This is a genomic window from Streptomyces sp. NPDC001381, from assembly GCF_042895685.1.
Taxonomy (GTDB): Bacteria; Actinomycetota; Actinomycetes; order Streptomycetales; family Streptomycetaceae; genus Streptomyces.
In genome coordinates, this window is sequence record NZ_JBIAWO010000004.1 from 802,492 (window position 1) to 819,175 (window position 16,684).

General features: G+C 70.5%; 14 protein-coding genes. 10 read left to right on the forward strand and 4 right to left on the reverse strand.

Annotated elements, in window-relative coordinates; genetic code table 11:
* Window positions 1–190 precede the first annotated feature (190 nt).
* The 3 genes from ACFY2L_RS22300 to ACFY2L_RS22310 all read left to right on the forward strand — a co-directional run bounded on the left by ACFY2L_RS22300 (window position 191) and on the right by ACFY2L_RS22310 (window position 3,316).
* Window positions 191–1,015 (forward strand): helix-turn-helix domain-containing protein, encoded by an 825-nt coding sequence (locus ACFY2L_RS22300; RefSeq protein WP_390659505.1) that lies wholly within the window; start codon window positions 191–193, stop codon window positions 1,013–1,015.
* A gap of 170 nt (window positions 1,016–1,185) precedes the next feature.
* Window positions 1,186–2,646, forward strand: a complete 1,461-nt coding sequence (locus tag ACFY2L_RS22305) for an aldehyde dehydrogenase family protein (protein WP_390659402.1) — start codon at window positions 1,186–1,188, stop codon at window positions 2,644–2,646.
* A 28-nt stretch (window positions 2,647–2,674) separates the two neighbouring features.
* A complete protein-coding gene (locus ACFY2L_RS22310) occupies window positions 2,675–3,316 on the forward strand; it encodes a PadR family transcriptional regulator (protein WP_390823156.1) in 642 nt (213 codons plus the stop codon).
* Window positions 3,317–3,359: 43 nt separating this feature from the next.
* Here ACFY2L_RS22310 and ACFY2L_RS22315 read toward each other — a convergent pair whose 3' ends face one another.
* The gene (locus ACFY2L_RS22315; protein WP_390823157.1) at window positions 3,360–4,760 is read right to left on the reverse strand and encodes a glutamate decarboxylase; all 1,401 of its coding nucleotides are present in this window, start codon (window positions 4,758–4,760) and stop codon (window positions 3,360–3,362) included.
* A gap of 306 nt (window positions 4,761–5,066) precedes the next feature.
* On the opposite strand from ACFY2L_RS22315, the gene ACFY2L_RS22320 reads away from it, so the two are divergent.
* On the forward strand, window positions 5,067–5,825 hold the full coding sequence (locus ACFY2L_RS22320; protein ID WP_390823158.1) for a MerR family transcriptional regulator: 759 nt from the start codon (window positions 5,067–5,069) through the stop codon (window positions 5,823–5,825).
* Window positions 5,826–5,844: 19 nt separating this feature from the next.
* On the opposite strand, the gene ACFY2L_RS22325 is transcribed toward ACFY2L_RS22320, so the two are convergent.
* Complete coding sequence (locus tag ACFY2L_RS22325) at window positions 5,845–6,210, reverse strand: YbjQ family protein (RefSeq protein ID WP_390659406.1); 366 nt, start codon at window positions 6,208–6,210, stop codon at window positions 5,845–5,847.
* A gap of 139 nt (window positions 6,211–6,349) precedes the next feature.
* On the opposite strand from ACFY2L_RS22325, the gene ACFY2L_RS22330 reads away from it, so the two are divergent.
* The gene (locus ACFY2L_RS22330) at window positions 6,350–7,234 is read left to right on the forward strand and encodes a DedA family protein (RefSeq protein WP_390823159.1); all 885 of its coding nucleotides are present in this window, start codon (window positions 6,350–6,352) and stop codon (window positions 7,232–7,234) included.
* Between the two features lie 27 nt (window positions 7,235–7,261).
* On the opposite strand, the gene ACFY2L_RS22335 is transcribed toward ACFY2L_RS22330, so the two are convergent.
* Entirely contained in the window at window positions 7,262–8,917 is a 1,656-nt protein-coding gene (locus ACFY2L_RS22335; protein WP_390659408.1) for a threonine/serine exporter ThrE family protein, read from the reverse strand.
* Window positions 8,918–9,023: 106 nt separating this feature from the next.
* A complete protein-coding gene (locus tag ACFY2L_RS22340; protein WP_003975424.1) occupies window positions 9,024–9,515 on the reverse strand; it encodes an inorganic diphosphatase in 492 nt (163 codons plus the stop codon).
* Between the two features lie 124 nt (window positions 9,516–9,639).
* Between ACFY2L_RS22340 and dacB the strand changes: the two genes are divergently transcribed.
* The 5 genes from dacB (at window position 9,640) to ftsH (ending at window position 16,581) form a co-directional block, all read left to right on the forward strand.
* A complete protein-coding gene (gene dacB, locus ACFY2L_RS22345; RefSeq protein WP_390823208.1) occupies window positions 9,640–11,256 on the forward strand; it encodes a D-alanyl-D-alanine carboxypeptidase/D-alanyl-D-alanine-endopeptidase in 1,617 nt (538 codons plus the stop codon).
* A 135-nt stretch (window positions 11,257–11,391) separates the two neighbouring features.
* Window positions 11,392–12,525, forward strand: coding sequence for a zinc-dependent metalloprotease (locus tag ACFY2L_RS22350; RefSeq protein ID WP_390659409.1), 1,134 nt, complete (start codon window positions 11,392–11,394; stop codon window positions 12,523–12,525).
* 192 nt (window positions 12,526–12,717) lie between these two features.
* Window positions 12,718–13,740 carry a tRNA lysidine(34) synthetase TilS gene (gene tilS / locus ACFY2L_RS22355; RefSeq protein WP_390659410.1) on the forward strand — a complete coding sequence of 341 codons (1,023 nt, stop codon included), beginning with the start codon at window positions 12,718–12,720 and terminating at the stop codon, window positions 13,738–13,740.
* A gap of 55 nt (window positions 13,741–13,795) precedes the next feature.
* On the forward strand, window positions 13,796–14,356 hold the full coding sequence (gene hpt, locus ACFY2L_RS22360; protein WP_390659411.1) for a hypoxanthine phosphoribosyltransferase: 561 nt from the start codon (window positions 13,796–13,798) through the stop codon (window positions 14,354–14,356).
* A 185-nt stretch (window positions 14,357–14,541) separates the two neighbouring features.
* Window positions 14,542–16,581: an ATP-dependent zinc metalloprotease FtsH gene (ftsH, locus tag ACFY2L_RS22365; RefSeq protein WP_390659507.1), complete on the forward strand. Its 2,040-nt coding sequence runs from the start codon at window positions 14,542–14,544 to the stop codon at window positions 16,579–16,581.
* Window positions 16,582–16,684 lie beyond the last annotated feature (103 nt).

A 16,684-nucleotide genomic window follows, 5' to 3' on the forward strand; every position in this document is an offset into this window, starting at 1 on the left:
CAGAGGCCGTTCCCTTGCTTTCTCCTCACCCTTCCCTTGCGGCTTTCCATGCGTATCCTTTGGCTTCTTTCCATCTCTGTAATCGGACGAGTACTGCTCGGAGTGTTTTAGTGGCAGACTGCGGAACCTGTGGACGGTTGGGGAGGCTGGCAAGGTGAGCGCGGGAGAGCCCGGATCGGTGGTGCGGCGGATGCTGCTCGGCTCGCAACTACGGCGGCTGCGTGAGGCCCGCGGGATCACGCGGGAAGCGGCGGGCTATCACATCCGGGCGTCCGAGTCGAAGATCAGCCGGATGGAGCTGGGCCGGGTCAGCTTCAAGACCCGGGACGTGGAGGACCTGCTGACGCTGTACGGCATCACGGACGACACCGAGCGCCAGGCGCTGGTCGGACTCGCCCGCGAGGCCAACGTGGCGGGCTGGTGGCACAGTTACTCGGACGTGCTGCCCAACTGGTTCCCCACCTACGTCGGGCTTGAGGGCGCGGCCTCACTGATCCGCGTCTACGAGGTGCAGTTCGTGCACGGCCTGCTGCAGACCGAGGCGTACGCCCACGCGGTCGTCGCCCGCGGCATGAAGGGCGCCGGCGCGGCGGACATCGACCGGCGTGTGGCACTGCGCCTGGAGCGGCAGAAGTACCTCGTCGACGAGAACGCCCCGGACTTCCACATCGTCCTCGACGAGGCCGCCCTGCGCCGGCCCTACGGCGACCGCGAGGTGATGCGCGGGCAGCTGCAGCACCTGATCGAGATCTCCGAGCGGCCCAACGTACGCCTGCAGATCATGCCGTTCAGCTTCGGCGGGCACTCCGGCGAGTCCGGCTCCTTCACCATCCTGAGCTTCCCGGACGCCGACCTTCAGGACGTCGTCTACCTGGAGCAGCTCACCAGCGCCCTCTACCTGGACAAGCGTGAGGACGTCGGCCAGTACGAACAGGCGCTGAAGGAGCTCCAGCAGGACAGTCCCGGGCCCGACGAGAGCCGGGACCTGCTGCGCGGACTGCTCCAGCTGTCGTAGCCCTCCCGCGGTCACCTGCGCTTCCGGCCGGGTCTCAGGGGCTCTTCCCCTGGAGACGCCCCGGATCTCCACCAACTCCCTTGAAACACACGTACGATGACGTGTGATCAGATCGTGATGCATCGCACGTCTGTTTTGACTGCCACCGCAGCAGGGGATCGAGGGATCACATGTCGTCCTACTTCACGGACCTGGCCCAGCAGTACATCGACGGTAAGTGGCGTCCAGGGACGGGGTCCTGGGACATCATCGACTTCAACCCCTACGACGGCGAGAAGCTCGCGTCGATCACCATAGCCACGGTCGACGAGGTCGACGAGGCCTACCGCGCCGCCGCCCGCGCCCAGAAGGAGTGGGCCGCGACCAACGCCTACGCCCGCCGCTCGGTGTTCGAGAAGGTGCTGCGGCTGGTCGAGGAGCGCGAGGCCGAGATCAGCGAGCTCCTCGTCGCCGAGGCCGGCGGCACCCTGGGCAAGGCCGCCTTCGAGCTCCACCTCGCCAAGGAGTTCCTGCGCGAGTCGGTCCATCTGGCGCTGCGCCCCGAGGGCCGGATCGTCCCCTCGCCGATCGACGGCAAGGAGAACCGCGTCTACCGCGAACCGGTCGGCGTGGTCGGGGTGATCAGCCCCTTCAACGTGCCCTTCCTGCTGTCGCTGAAGTCCGTGGCCCCCGCGCTGGCCCTCGGCAACGGCGTGGTGCTCAAGCCGCACCAGAACACCCCGATCGCCGGCGGCACGGTGATCGCCAAGCTCTTCGAGGACGCCGGGCTGCCCCCGGGCCTGCTGAACGTCGTCGTCACCGACATCGCCGAGATCGGTGACGCCTTCCTGGAGCACCCCGTCCCGCGCGTGATCTCCTTCACCGGCTCGGACAAGGTCGGCCGGCACGTCGCCACCGTCGCCGCCTCGCACTTCAAGCGGTCGATCATCGAACTCGGCGGCAACAGCGCCTTCGTCGTCCTCGACGACGCCGACATCGACTACGCGGTGGACGCGGCCGTCTTCAGCCGCTTCGTCCACCAGGGCCAGGTGTGCATGGCCGCCAACCGCGTCCTGGTCGACCGCTCGGTCGCCGACGAGTTCACCGAGAAGTTCGTCGCCAAGGTGAAGACCCTGAAGGCCGGCGACCCGCGCGACCCGCAGACCCTCATCGGCCCGGTGATCAACTCCCAGCAGGCCGAGGCGGTGTCCGGCGCGGTCGAGCAGGCGATCTCCGAGGGCGCCACCGCACTGGTCCACGGCACGACCACCGACAACCTCGTGGAGCCGTCCGTCCTCGCCGGGCTCCCCCTCGACTCCGCCCTGCTCCAGCAGGAGGTCTTCGGGCCCGTCGTCTTCATCAACACCTTCGACGGCGAGGAGGAGGCGGTCCGCATCGCCAACGACACGCCGTACGGCCTCAGCGGCGCCGTCCACACCGCCGACATCGAGCGGGGCGTCGCCTTCGCCAAGCGGATCGTCACCGGGATGATCCACGTCAACGACGCCACCGTCCACGACGAGCCGATCGTCCCCTTCGGCGGCGAGAAGAACTCCGGCGTCGGCCGCCTCAACGGGGAGACCACCCTGGAGGCCTTCACCACCACCAAGTGGATCTCGGTCCAGCACGGCCGCAGCGGCTTCCCGTTCTGAGGTCACCCGAAGGTCATAGCCTGGGCCCATGTCAGCGATCCGTCTGCTCGTGCTCGGCGCGGTGCGCCAGCACGGGCGGGCCCACGGCTACCAGGTCCGCGGCGACCTCGAGTACTGGGGCGCCCACGAGTGGTCCAACGCCAAGCCGGGGTCGATCTACCACGCCCTGAGGCAGCTGACGAAGCAGGGGATGCTGCACGAGCACGAGACGGCCCCCTCCACCGCCGGGGGCCCGCCGCGCACCGAGTACGAGATCACCGAGGCGGGCACCGGGGAGTACTTCCGCCTGCTGCGCGAGGCGCTGACCTCCTACGACCAGCGCACGGACGTGAAGTCGGCGGCCATCGGATTCATGGTCGACCTGCCCCGGGCCGAGGCCGTGACCCTGCTGAAGGAACGGATCCGGCGCATCGAGGAGTGGCGCTCCACCGTCACCGGGCACTACGTCCCCGAGGGCGGCCCGGAGCAGCTGGGCCACATCGGCGAGATCATGAACCTGTGGGTCCACACGGCCGACGCGGAGGCGGAGTGGACCCGGGGGCTGATCGCACGCGTCGAGGGCGGCGCGTACACCTTCGCGGGGGAGGGCGAGCCGTTCGTCGGCGTCCTGGCGGAGGGCGAGGAGAACCCGTACGCGACGGGGGAGCGGCACCCGGGGGACGACCGCTGAGACCGTCCCCGCGCGGCCCCGGCGGGCCTCTCCGCAACACCCCCTAGTGGTGGAAGCTGGTCGCGGCCGACTTGTTCCGGTTCAGCGGTCCCTGCTGCTGGCGCAGCTCCGGCAGCAGCCGGGTGAGGTCCTCCACGAACAGGTCCGCGAGGTCCTCCGAGAAGCCGTTGCGGCACACCACCCTGAGGACGGAGAGGTCCTCCCGGTTCGGCGGGAAGGTGTACGCGGGCAGCAGCCAGCCGCTCTCCCGCATCCGCCGCGAGACGTCGAAGACGTCGTACGACGTCACGTCCGGTGCCGTCGTGAAGGCGAAGACGGGCAGCTGGTCGCCCCGGGTGAGCAGCCGGAAGTCGCCGAGGGTCTCCACCCGGTCGGCGATGCCCCGGGCCACGTCCCGGGTGGTCTGCTGGACGGCCCGGTAGCCCTCGCGGCCCAGCCGCACCAGCGTGTAGTACTGGGCGACGACCTGGGCGCCGGGCCGGGAGAAGTTCAGCGCGAAGGTCGGCATGTCGCCGCCGAGGTAGTTGACCCGGAAGACCAGCTCCTCGGGCAGCGCCTCCTTGTCGCGCCACAGCGCCCAGCCGACGCCGGGGTAGACCAGGCCGTACTTGTGCCCGGAGGTGTTGATCGACGCCACGCGCGGGAGGCGGAAGTCCCACACCAGGTCCTCGTCGAGGAAGGGCGCGATCATCGCGCCGGACGCGCCGTCGACGTGCACCGGGACGTCGAGGCCGGTGCGCTCCTGGAGCGCGTCCAGGGCGGCGCAGAGGTCCGCGATCGGCTCGTAGGATCCGTCGAAGGTGGAGCCGAGGATGCCGACGACCCCGATGGTGTTCTCGTCGCACAGGTCGGCGGCGGCCTGCGGGTCCAGGTGGTAGCGCTCGCCCTCCATCGGGACCAGGCGGGCCTCCACCTCCCAGAAGTTGCAGAACTTCTCCCAGCACACCTGGACGTTGACGCCCATGACCAGGTTCGGGCGCGCCCCCGCAGCCGGATTCCGCTTGCTCCAGCGGCGCTTGAGCGCCATCCCGGCCAGCATGCACGCCTCGCTGGAGCCGGTCGTCGAACAGCCGACGGCCGCGGACGGATCCGGCGCGTTCCACAGGTCGGCGAGCATCGCCACGCAGCGCCGCTCCAGCTCGGCGGTGCGCGGGTACTCGTCCTTGTCGATCATGTTCTTGTCGCGGCACTCCGCCATCAGCACCCCGGCCTGCGGCTCCATCCAGGTGGTGACGAAGGTGGCCAGGTTCAGCCGTGCGTTGCCGTCCAGCATCAGCTCGTCGTGCACCAGCTGATACGCCGTCGACGGTGACATCGGGGTGTCGGGCAGGCGGTGCTTGGGCGGCGCCTCGGTCATACCGCCGACCGGATTGGCCTCACCGTAGAAGGGATTCAGGGAGAGCGGGCGCTCGTCGGGCTTCTCGGGACCTCTGTGCAACGCCATGGGTGTGCCTCCTGCAGGATCGAACGAGTGTCGGCGGACCCGAGTTCCGGCCGTACGCGCCTGTCGGCCTCGGCGGCTGCCGTGCGGTGTCCTGTGCCACGGGCTCACCATAAGCGGGCAAAACGGACACGACATCCGGACGGGCGAGTGCCTGGCACAGGGCTCGCCGCGGGGCCCGTGGCAGGGGTCGTGGTCCGGGCCGGTGCGGGGGCCCGTGGCGCGGGCCCGGGTACGGGCTTGCACCTCACGCGGCGTGAGGACGCACCGTGGAAGGCGTACGGACCCTTACCGGAAGGAGCGGAGAAGGTGAGCTACTCCGTAGGACAGGTCGCCGCGTTCGCCGGGGTCACGGTGCGCACCCTGCACCACTACGACGAGATCGGCCTGCTCGTCCCCGGCGGCCGCAGCCACGCGGGCCACCGGCGCTACGAGGACGCCGACCTCGACCGGCTGCAGCAGATCCTGTTCTACCGCGAGCTCGGCTTCCCGCTCGACGAGGTCGCCGCCCTGCTCGACGACCCCGCGGCGGACCCGCGCGAGCACCTGCGCCGCCAGCACGAACTGCTGACCGCCCGGATCGAGAAGCTGCAGAAGATGGCCGCGGCCGTGGAACACGCGATGGAGGCACGCACGATGGGCATCGATCTCACGCCCGAGGAGAGGTTCGAGGTCTTCGGTGACAAGGACCCCGAGCAGTACGCGGAGGAGGCGGAGGCCCGCTGGGGCGGCACCGAGCAGTACGCCGAATCGCAGCGCCGCGCCGCCCGCTACACCAAGGACGACTGGAAACGCCTCCAGGCCGAGGCCGACGCCTGGGGCGAGCGGTACGCCGCCCTGGTGGCCGCCGGCGAGCCGCCGGCCGGGGAGGCGGCCATGGACCTGGCGGAGGAGCACCGGCGGCACATCAGCAGGTGGTTCTACGAGTGCCCCTACGAGATGCACCGCTGCCTGGGGGAGATGTACGTCTCCGACGAGCGCTTCAAGGCGTTCTACGACTCCATGCGGCCCGGCCTCGCCGAGCACCTCAGGGAGGCCATCCTGGCGAACGCGGACCGCCGGGGCTGACGCACGGTCCGGCCCGGGGTCACTCCCGGGCCAGGACCACCGCGGTGCCGTACGCGCACACCTCGGTGCCCACGTCCGCCGCCTCCGTCACGTCGAAGCGGAACATCAGTACGCCGTTCGCGCCCCGCGCGCGTGCCTGCTCGACGAGCCGTTCCATGGCCTGGTTGCGGGTCTCCACCAGTGTCTTCGTCAGCCCCTTGAGCTCTCCGCCGATCATCGACTTCAGACCCGCGCCGATCTGGCTGCCCAGATGCCGTGAGCGCACGGTCAGCCCGAAGACCTCGCCGATGACCTGCTGCACCCGGTATCCGGGAGCGTCGTTCGTGGTGACGACCAGTACGTCCGGCTGGGGCCCCTGGCCACCACCGAAATCATCGATGCCCATGTGCACAGCTTTGACCGAGGAGGGGCACAGTGCATCCTGGGGGAAGCCTTGGGAACCTGGTCCCGCGGCACCGCGTTGATAGCTTGGGGCGGTCTTCTTCGCCGCACCGACCGCCTTCACCCCTCAGGAGCCCGGAACCGTGACGACTCTTGCCCTCGGACCGAGCTGGCTGGACCCCAACTACCTGCTCGACACGTTCGGCATCTGGGGCCTGCTGCTCATCGTCTTCGCGGAGTCCGGCCTGCTCATCGGGTTCTTCCTGCCCGGTGACTCCCTGCTGTTCACCGCCGGCCTGCTGATCACCTCGAACCAGCTGGACTTCCCGCTGTGGGCCGCGGTCGCCCTGATCTGCGTCGCCGCGATCCTCGGCGACCAGGCGGGTTACATGTTCGGCAAGAAGGTGGGCCCGTCCCTCTTCAGCCGCCCGGACTCCCGCCTCTTCAAGCAGGAGAACGTCACCAAGGCCCACGAGTTCTTCGAGAAGTACGGCCCGAAGTCCCTGGTCCTGGCCCGCTTCGTGCCCATCGTGCGCACCTTCACGCCGATCATCGCCGGCGTCAGCGGCATGCGGTACCGCTCGTTCCTGGTCTTCAACGTCATCGGCGGCGTCCTGTGGGGCGCGGGCGTGACCCTGCTGGGCTCCTGGCTCGGCAACATCGACTTCGTCAAGAAGAACATCGAGGCGATCCTCATCCTGATCGTCCTCGTCTCGGTGATCCCGATCGTCATCGAGTTCCTCAGGGCCCGCTCCCAGTCCAAGAAGAACCCCCGGCAGGCCGCCGCGGCCCCGGCGCAGCAGCAGCACCAGCAGCCGCCCCAGCAGCAGTACCCGGTCATGGACGACGCCACGACCCAGCTGCGCCGCATCGACGACCAGCAGCCCCGGCAGAACGAGTACTACGCGCAGCCGCAGCCGCAGCCGCAGTCCTACGGCAACGACTACTACGGCGGCCAGCAGCAGTACCCCCCGCAGCAGTACCCCCAGCAGCAGTCCCCGTACGACAACCGGAACCAGGGGTACTAGAGCGTCCCGCGGGGCGGCCGCCCGGCGTCAGAATCCCCGCGTCCGCTTGGCGGCACGCCGCTTCTCGGCGGAGCCGATCCGCAGGCCCAGCCGCGACACCTCGGACCCCAGGTTCACCCCGATGGCGATGGCCATCGCCAGTGCCGCGGCCTTGGTCAGCGAGTCGAGCCCCTGATCCACCTCGTTCTGAGCGATCGCCAGCAGCCCGAAGTACGTGGCCGAACCGGGCAGCAGGGGTCCGATCGCCGCGGTGGTGTACGGCAGGGCCGAGGCGAACCGGTACCGCGACAGCAACTGCCCGAACAGCCCCACCAGCCCCGCCGCGACGGCCGTGGAGGCCACGGGCGAGATCCCGCCGGCGTAGTGCATGGCGCCGTACACCGACCAGGCCACGCCCCCGTTCAGGGTGACGGCCAGCACGGTCGACCGTTCCTGCTGCAACAGCACGGCGAACGTCAGCGACAGCAGCATCGACGCGCCGATCTGCCACAGCGGCCGGTCGACGCTGCCCAGGGCCGCGTCGGGGTTGAGATGGGCGCCGAGCTGGACACCGACGTAGAGCATCACCAGCACGCCCACCACGATGCCCACGAAGAGGTACATGACCTCCAGGAGCCGCGCGGCGGCGGTGATGTAGAAACCGGTGAGTCCGTCCTGGACGCCCGCCACCAGCGCCCGCCCGGGCAGCAGCGCGAACAGCCCACCGGTGATGACCGCGGACGCCTTCACGTCGACGTGCCCCAGCGTCAGCGCGATGCCCATCGCGGCCGACGGCATCGCGGCGACCAGGAACTGGTAGAACTCCGGCAGCCCGCGCCCCGCGCACAGCCAGGCCAGCCGGTCACCGAGCATCGCCCCGAGCATGGCCGCCACGAACACCACCGCGTCACCGCCGACGAGGACCGAGGCGGCGCCCGCCAGCAGTCCGCTCGCCGAGGTCAGCACCCAGGTCGGGTAGGGATGCCGGTTGCGGCGGATCTCCGCGAGCCGCCGGTAGGCCTCCTCCAGGGAGATGTGGGTCTCCGGGTCGCTCAGGTCGTCCACGAGCCGGAAGACGGCCGCCAGGCGGGTGTAGTCGGTGCCCCGGCGGCGAACCGTCCGGGACGCCGTCACCGGGTCCTCCACCAGCGACGGCTGGTAGGAGATCGACAGCAGCGTGAAGGTGACGTTCGGCTCGCAGCGGTCCAGCCCGTACGAGCGGCACACCGCGAACATCGCGGCCTCCACGTCCTCCGCGCCCTCGCCGCCCGCCAGCAGCAGCTCGCCGATGCGCAGCGTCAGGTCGAGCACGCGGGGGACGGCCGGACCGCCCTCCTCCGCCTTCGGTCCCGGCTCGGGCGCGGGACGCTCGGCCACCGGCATCCGCAGCATCGTGCGCATCCGGTCCTGCCAGGGCACGTCCTTGGCCAGACTGACCACGGGTATGCCGTCGACCGGAGTGAACGCGGCAGGGGCGCTGCGGGCGCTGTACGTGCTCGGCGGGCTGAACGCCGACCCCTCGGCCTCCGGAGCGGGCGCCACGTCCAGCCCCTTCGGCACGGCGAACTCCGACGTCGTCTCGGGCTCACCGCCCGCTCTGGGGACCGACAGCCCCCGCGGAACGGCGAACTCGGAGGTCACCTCGGGGTCGTAGGACCCCCTCGCCTCGTCCGACTGCGGCTTGCGGTCCTCCGCCTCCGTCACTGCGAAACGCTCCCTGAACGACACCTTCCGTAGGCCTCAGTATGCGCACAGACACACGAAAGGGCCGCACGCGCGTGCGTGCGGCCCTTTCCGGGACTGCGGAAGGTCAGTGACCGCCCTGGTCCTTGAAGCGCTTGTACGACCGCTCGATCTCGGCCTCCGCCTCGGTACGGCCCACCCAGTCGGCGCCCTCGACGGACTTGCCGGGCTCCAGGTCCTTGTAGACCTCGAAGAAGTGCTGGATCTCCAGACGGTCGAACTCCGACACGTGGTGGATGTCGCGCAGGTGCTCCACGCGCGGGTCCGTCGACGGGACGCACAGCAGCTTGTCGTCGCCGCCGGCCTCGTCGGTCATGCGGAACATGCCGATCGCGCGGCAGCGGATCAGGCAGCCGGGGAAGGTCGGCTCGTCCAGGATGACCAGCGCGTCCAGCGGGTCGCCGTCCTCGCCGAGGGTGTTCTCGACGAAGCCGTAGTCGGTCGGGTAGGCGGTCGAGGTGAAGAGTCGACGGTCCAGGCGGATCCGACCGGTCTCGTGGTCCACCTCGTACTTGTTCCGCGAACCCTTCGGGATCTCGATCGTGACGTCGAACTCCACCGGTGGCTCCTCCATGATCAGCACATAGTTCTGGTGGTTAAGTGTCCCTCACGCAGGTGTGTGATCGCGAAAGGGGCTGGTGGTCGTGCCAGAGCTGAGGCCTTGGCGAGCCGCGAGACCGCATGTGGTGCGGATCACGGACGCCGTACGACCGCGTCTGGCACGGGCCGCAGGAATCGTACGGCCCTCTCTCGCGCGTGCGGCGGCGGCCGCCGGGCCGCAGGTCGCACGGCTCAGGCAGGCGGCCGGGCCGCACCTCGAGCGGATCACGAAAGCCGGTCCGAACGCCAGGTCCTGGCAGTACACCGCGGGTGCGGCGACCGCCGGACTGGCGCTGGCCGCGGGCGTGGTGACGGCCGCCGGCCCCTGGGACTCCACCGGTCAGCGTACGGCCGAGCGCGACCGCGCCGCCGCCCTGGAACGCGCGGGTGGCACAGATCACGGCCGTACGGACGATTCGTCCCGTACGTCCGACACGGCCGCCGGAGCGCCCCGGCCCGCCCCCAGCGCCGCCTCCGTCCTCACCGGCCTCGCAGGCGCCGCCGGCACCGGCGGGTCCGCCCCGGACGCCCTGCCGACCAGCACCGGCGTCGCGGCCGTCCTGGACCGGCTGCTGGCCGATCCCGCCCTGGGCGCCCGCCACACCGCCGCGGTCGTCGACGTGGCCAGCGGCAAGCGCCTGTACGGCGCCGGGGCCGACGAGGCGCTGACCCCGGCCTCCACCACGAAGATCGCCACCGCCGTCGCCGCGCTCTCCGCGATGGGCGCCGACCACCGCCTCACCACCCGCGCCGCCCTGGAACCCGACACCAAGGAGCTCGTCCTCGTCGGCGGCGGCGACCCCACCCTCACCGCCCGCGCGGACGCCGAGGGCTGGGCGAGCCTGCGCACCCTCGCCGCCTCGACGGCCAAGGCGCTCAAGAAGCGCGGCGTGACCGACGTGACCCTCTCCTACGACACCACCCTCTTCGCCGGCTCCGCGATTCACCCCATCGGGGTCAACCCCAACCTCGCCCCCGTCACCGCCCTGAGCGCCGACGAGGGCCGCACCGACGGCTCGACGAGCGGCCCGGTGACCCGGGTGAGCGACCCGGCGGCCGACGCCACCCGGAAGTTCGCCGGGTTCCTGAAGGCCGACGGCATCACGACCACGGCCCCCGGCCCCTCGAAGGCGACCGCGCGCGCGGCGACGCTCGCCACGGTCTCCTCGCCCCCGCTGTCCGCGCTGATCGAACGCATGCTCACCAACAGCGACAACGACATCGCCGAGGCCCTCGCCCGCCAGACCGCCGTCGCGACCGGCGTCCGCGCCGACTTCGCCGGGGGCGGCAAGGCCGTCCGGGCCCAGCTGAAGAAGCTCGGACTGCCCCTCGCGGGCACCGTCTTCAAGGACGGCAGCGGGCTCGACCGGGAGGACCGCCTCACCGCGAACCTGCTGACCGCCCTGCTGGTCGAGGCGGGCGACCCGGACCGGCCCGGGCTGCGCCCCGTCCTCACCGGTCTGCCCGTCGCCGGCTTCACCGGCACCCTCAGCACCCGGTACGCCGACGGCGCGGCCGGCGTCGTACGGGCCAAGACGGGCACCCTGACCGGCGTGAACACCCTCGCGGGCACGGTCGTCGACCGGGACGGCCGGCTGCTCGCCTTCGCCCTGCTGACCTCCGGCACCACCGACCCGACGGCGGCCCAGACGGCACTGGACAGGACCGCCACGGCCCTGGCCGGGTGCGGTTGCCGGTGAGCAGTCCCGCCGTGACCGAAAGTCCTGGTCCGCCCCCGGTCCCGACCCCGACCCGTCCCTGACGCGCCCCCGAGTCCTCCCCGATCGACCCCTCGCGGCCTGCCCCAACCGGCGGCGACCACGTACGGTTGACACATGACGAGCATCGGTGGTGCTGCATCTGCTGGGATGGTCGACTGGAATCTCGCGGTGGCGACCGCGACCCGGCTCGTGCGGCCGGGCCCCGAGGTGAGCCGTGACGAGGCCCGGACCGTCGTCGCGGAACTGCGCCGGCACGCCAAGGCCTCGGAGGGGCACGTCCGCGGCTTCACCCGGATGGGCACCGACGACCTACACGACACGCCGATCCTCGTCGTCGACCGCCCCGGCTGGGTCCGGGCGAACGTCGCCGGGTTCCGGGAGATCCTCAAACCCCTCCTCGACAAGATGCAGGAGCGCCGCGGCAACAGCACCGGCGGCGCGGTCCTCGGCGCGGTCGGCGGCAAGGTCACCGGCGTCGAACTGGGCATGCTGCTGTCGTTCCTGGCCTCCCGCGTCCTCGGCCAGTACGAGACCTTCGCCCCGGCCACCCGCGACCTCCCCGCCGGCGGCAAGAACGGCGGCCGGCTGCTGCTCGTCGCCCCCAACATCGTCCACGTCGAACGCGAACTCGACGTCGACCCGCACGACTTCCGCCTGTGGGTCTGCCTGCACGAGGAGACGCACCGCACCCAGTTCTCGTCGGTGGCCTGGCTGCGCGACCACCTGGAGGGCGAAATCCAGTCGTTCCTGGGGGAGACCGACGTCGACCCCATGACCTTCCTGGAGCGGATCAGGGAAGCCGCCCAGTCCCTCGCCGGCGGCCGCCCCGAGGGCGAGGAGGACGACGGCGGCCACTCCCTCGTCGAACTCGTGCAGACCCCCGCGCAGCGGGAGATCCTCGGTCGTCTCACCGCCGTGATGTCCCTCCTGGAGGGCCACGCCGACTTCGTCATGGACGGGGTCGGCCCGGACGTCGTGCCGACCGTCTCGGAGATCCGCGAGAAGTTCCAGCAGCGCCGCGCCAAGGGCGCCTCCCGGCTGGACGTCGCCCTGCGCAAACTGCTCGGCCTGGACGCCAAGCTCCGGCAGTACAAGGAGGGCGAGCGCTTCGTGCGGTCCGTCGTCGAGCAGGTCGGCATGGACGGCTTCAACCGCGTCTGGACCTCCCCGAACACCCTTCCGACCAAGGCCGAGATCGCCGCACCGGCGGACTGGGTCGCGCGGGTGCACCGCAAGGCCGAGTCGTGACCCCTTGCGGAACCTCGTGCACCAATTCCGGCCTACGGCAGACGAACGCCCCTTCAATCACCCGTCCGAGGGACCGTGCGCCCGCGGCAGGCGTGCGATGCTCGGTGAACGCCCCGGTTCTGTCACCATCTACACACTCTGAGTGACCGGCCTCGGGTTCACCCCCCGAAAACATCATGAAGGGAACCGGACATGGGTCCCCATCCTGCGGTCGCGGCGATACGCCTGGCGGTCCGCCGCGTCCTGCACGACATCCTCAATGATCACCAGGCCCCCGACCCGGGGGCGCACGAGCGCCCGCCCGCGCCGCTCGTCCTCGTGGCGTGCTCCGGCGGCGCCGACTCCATGGCGCTCGCCTCCGCCCTCGCCTTCGAGGCCCCCCGGCTCGGCGTGCGCGCCGGGGCGGTCACCGTCGACCACGGCCTGCAGCCCGGCTCCGACCTGCGCGCCCGGGAAGTCGTCCTGCGCCTGCGCGAACTCGGCCTCGACCCCGTCGAGTCCACCGCGGTGACCGTCGGCCGCGAGGGAGGCCCCGAGGCCGCCGCCCGCGACGCCCGCTACGCCGCCCTCGACGCCGCCGCCGAGGACCACGGCGCCGCCGCGGTCCTCCTCGGCCACACCCGTGACGACCAGGCCGAGACCGTCCTGCTCGGCCTCGCCCGCGGCTCCGGCATCCGCTCCCTGTCCGGAATGGCCGCGGTCTCGGGGGCCGGCGGCCGTTACCGCCGCCCCTTCCTCGAACTCGACCGGCAGACCGCCCGCAAGGCCTGCATGGTCCAGTCGCTGCCCGTCTGGGACGACCCGCACAACGCCGACCCGGCGTACACCCGCTCCCGGCTGCGCCACGAAGGCCTGCCCGCCCTGGAGAAGGCCCTCGGCAAGGGCGTCGTCGAGGCACTCGCCCGGACGGCCCAGCTCTCCCGCGACGACGCCGACGCCCTCGACGCCTGGGCCCGCCGCGCCGAGGCCTCCGTACGGGACGCCGCGGGCCTCCTGGAGTGCGCCAAGCTCTACGCCCTGCCGCCCGCCGTCCGCCGCCGCATCCTGCGCCGCGCCGCCATCGAGGCGGGCGCCCCGGCCGGTTCCCTCTTCGCCCGGCACATCGAGGAGGTCGACCGGCTGATCACCGGCTGGCGCGGCCAGGGGGCCATCAATCTCCCCGGCAAAGTCGTCGCCCAGCGGCAGGGTGGCAGACTGGTGATTCGGCAAGGCTGAATCCCGACCCTCCGCACGGAGGGTTCCGGGCCGGCCGGTGTGACGACCGAAAGTGATGCGGGTGGACGCGAAAGACATGGGTGCCGACCTCAAGCAGGTACTCATCACCAAGGAAGAGATCGACGCGAAGCTGGCCGACCTGGCCGCGAAGATCGACGCGGAGTACGCGGGCAAGGACCTGCTGATCGTCGGTGTCCTCAAGGGCGCGGTGATGGTCATGGCCGACCTCGCCCGGGCGCTGTCCACCCCCGTCACCATGGACTGGATGGCCGTGTCGTCGTACGGCGCGGGCACCCAGTCCTCCGGTGTGGTGCGGATCCTCAAGGACCTCGACACCGACATCAAGGGCAAGCACGTCCTGATCGTCGAGGACATCATCGACTCCGGCCTGACCCTGTCCTGGCTGATCTCGAACCTCGGCTCCCGCGAGCCCGCCTCGCTCAAGGTGTGCACGCTGCTGCGCAAGCCCGAGGCCGCCAAGGTCGCCATCGACGTCGAGTGGGTCGGCTTCGACATCCCCAACGAGTTCGTCGTGGGCTACGGCCTCGACTACGCCGAGAAGTACCGCAACCTCCCGTTCGTCGGTACGCTCGCGCCCCACGTCTACGGCGGCTGAGCCCCGAGGGGCCCAAGCTCGCAGGACGATCGGGAACCCCGGCGGCCCTCGCGCCGTTGGAGCATGCAGACGGGTGTGCCAGCCGGACTGTGCGGCTTCGCGTGACAAAGCTGGGGTACCGTCAGAAGAACTGTCTTATCAAACTCACTATGGCAGGAGGGACGGGGCGGCACCGCTCCGTATGGATGGACGTGAAGCGATACTTCCGTGGGCCGGTCATGTGGATCGTGCTGGCCGTCCTTGCCGTGGTCGTGTTGATGCAGGTCGTCGGCTCGTCCGGCGGCTACAAGACGGTGGACACCGGCCAGGTCGTGGCAGCGATCAACGACAACAAGGTCGAGTCGGCCAAGCTCACCACCGGTGACGAGCAGACCATCAAGGTCACGCTCAAGGACGGCGTGAAGGTCAAGGGCAGCTCGAAGATCCAGGCGAGCTACATCGGCGACCAGGGCGTGACCATCGCCAACACGCTGCAGACCAAGTACCAGGACAAGCAGATTCCGGACGGCTACACGGTCTCTCCGACGAAGCAGAACGCCTTCGTCGGGATCCTGCTGTCCCTGCTCCCCTTCGTCCTCATCGTGGTCGTGTTCCTGTTCCTGATGAACCAGATGCAGGGCGGCGGCTCCCGCGTCATGAACTTCGGCAAGTCCAAGGCGAAGCTCATCACCAAGGACACCCCGAAGACGACGTTCTCGGACGTCGCCGGTTCGGACGAGGCCGTCGAGGAGCTCCACGAGATCAAGGAGTTCCTGCAGGAGCCGGCGAAGTTCCAGGCCGTCGGCGCCAAGATCCCCAAGGGTGTGCTCCTGTACGGGCCTCCCGGCACCGGCAAGACCCTGCTCGCGCGCGCCGTCGCCGGCGAGGCGGGCGTCCCCTTCTACTCGATCTCCGGTTCCGACTTCGTCGAGATGTTCGTCGGTGTCGGTGCCTCCCGCGTCCGTGACCTGTTCGAGCAGGCCAAGGCGAACGCCCCGGCGATCGTCTTCGTCGACGAGATCGACGCGGTCGGCCGCCACCGCGGCGCCGGCCTCGGCGGTGGTCACGACGAGCGCGAGCAGACCCTGAACCAGCTGCTCGTCGAGATGGACGGCTTCGACGTCAAGGGCGGCGTGATCCTCATCGCCGCGACGAACCGGCCCGACATCCTCGACCCGGCGCTGCTGCGCCCCGGCCGCTTCGACCGCCAGATCGCGGTCGACCGCCCGGACATGCAGGGCCGCCTGGAGATCCTCAAGGTCCACCAGAAGGGCAAGCCGGTCGCGCCCGACGTCGACCTGGCCGCCGTCGCCCGCCGCACCCCCGGCTTCACGGGCGCCGATCTGTCGAACGTGCTGAACGAGGCCGCGCTGCTGACGGCCCGCTCGGACAAGAAGCTGATCGACAACCAGATGCTGGACGAGGCGATCGACCGCGTGGTCGCGGGCCCGCAGAAGCGGACCCGGATCATGTCGGACAAGGAGAAGAAGATCACCGCGTACCACGAGGGCGGACACGCCCTGGTCGCGGCGGCCTCCCCGAACTCCGACCCGGTCCACAAGATCACGATCCTCTCGCGAGGCCGTGCCCTGGGCTACACGATGGTCCTCCCGGACGAGGACAAGTACTCGACCACGCGCAACGAGATGCTGGACCAGCTGGCCTACATGCTGGGCGGCCGCGCGGCCGAGGAGCTCGTCTTCCACGACCCGACCACGGGCGCGGCGAACGACATCGAGAAGGCCACCGCCACCGCCCGCGCGATGGTGACCCAGTACGGCATGACCGAGCGTCTGGGCGCGATCAAGTTCGGCGGCGACAACACCGAGCCGTTCCTCGGCCGTGAGATGGCTCACCAGCGCGACTACTCGGAAGAGGTCGCCGCACTGGTGGACGAGGAAGTCAAGAAGCTCATCGAGAACGCGCACAACGAGGCCTGGGAGATCCTGGTCGAGAACCGCGACGTGCTCGACAACCTGGTCCTCCAGCTGCTGGAGAAGGAGACGCTGGGCAAGGAGGAGATCGCCGAGATCTTCGCCCCCATCGTCAAGCGTCCCCCGCGGCCGGCCTGGACCGGCTCCTCCCGCCGCACGCCCTCGACCCGTCCGCCGGTGCTCTCCCCCAAGGAGCTCGCACTGACGAACGGCGCCAACGGCGCGACCCCGGCGATCTCCACGGCCAAGTCCACGGCGGCGGAGACCACCCCGGTGGCCGAGCCGGCCACGGAGGACCGTCCCGAGAGCTGATCGGGCTGCCAGGCCCCTCACCAGGCCCGGAATGGATGCCGCGCCCCCCAGGTTCTAGCCTGGAGGGCGCGGCATTCGCGTATGACCGATTTTCTACGCTCTT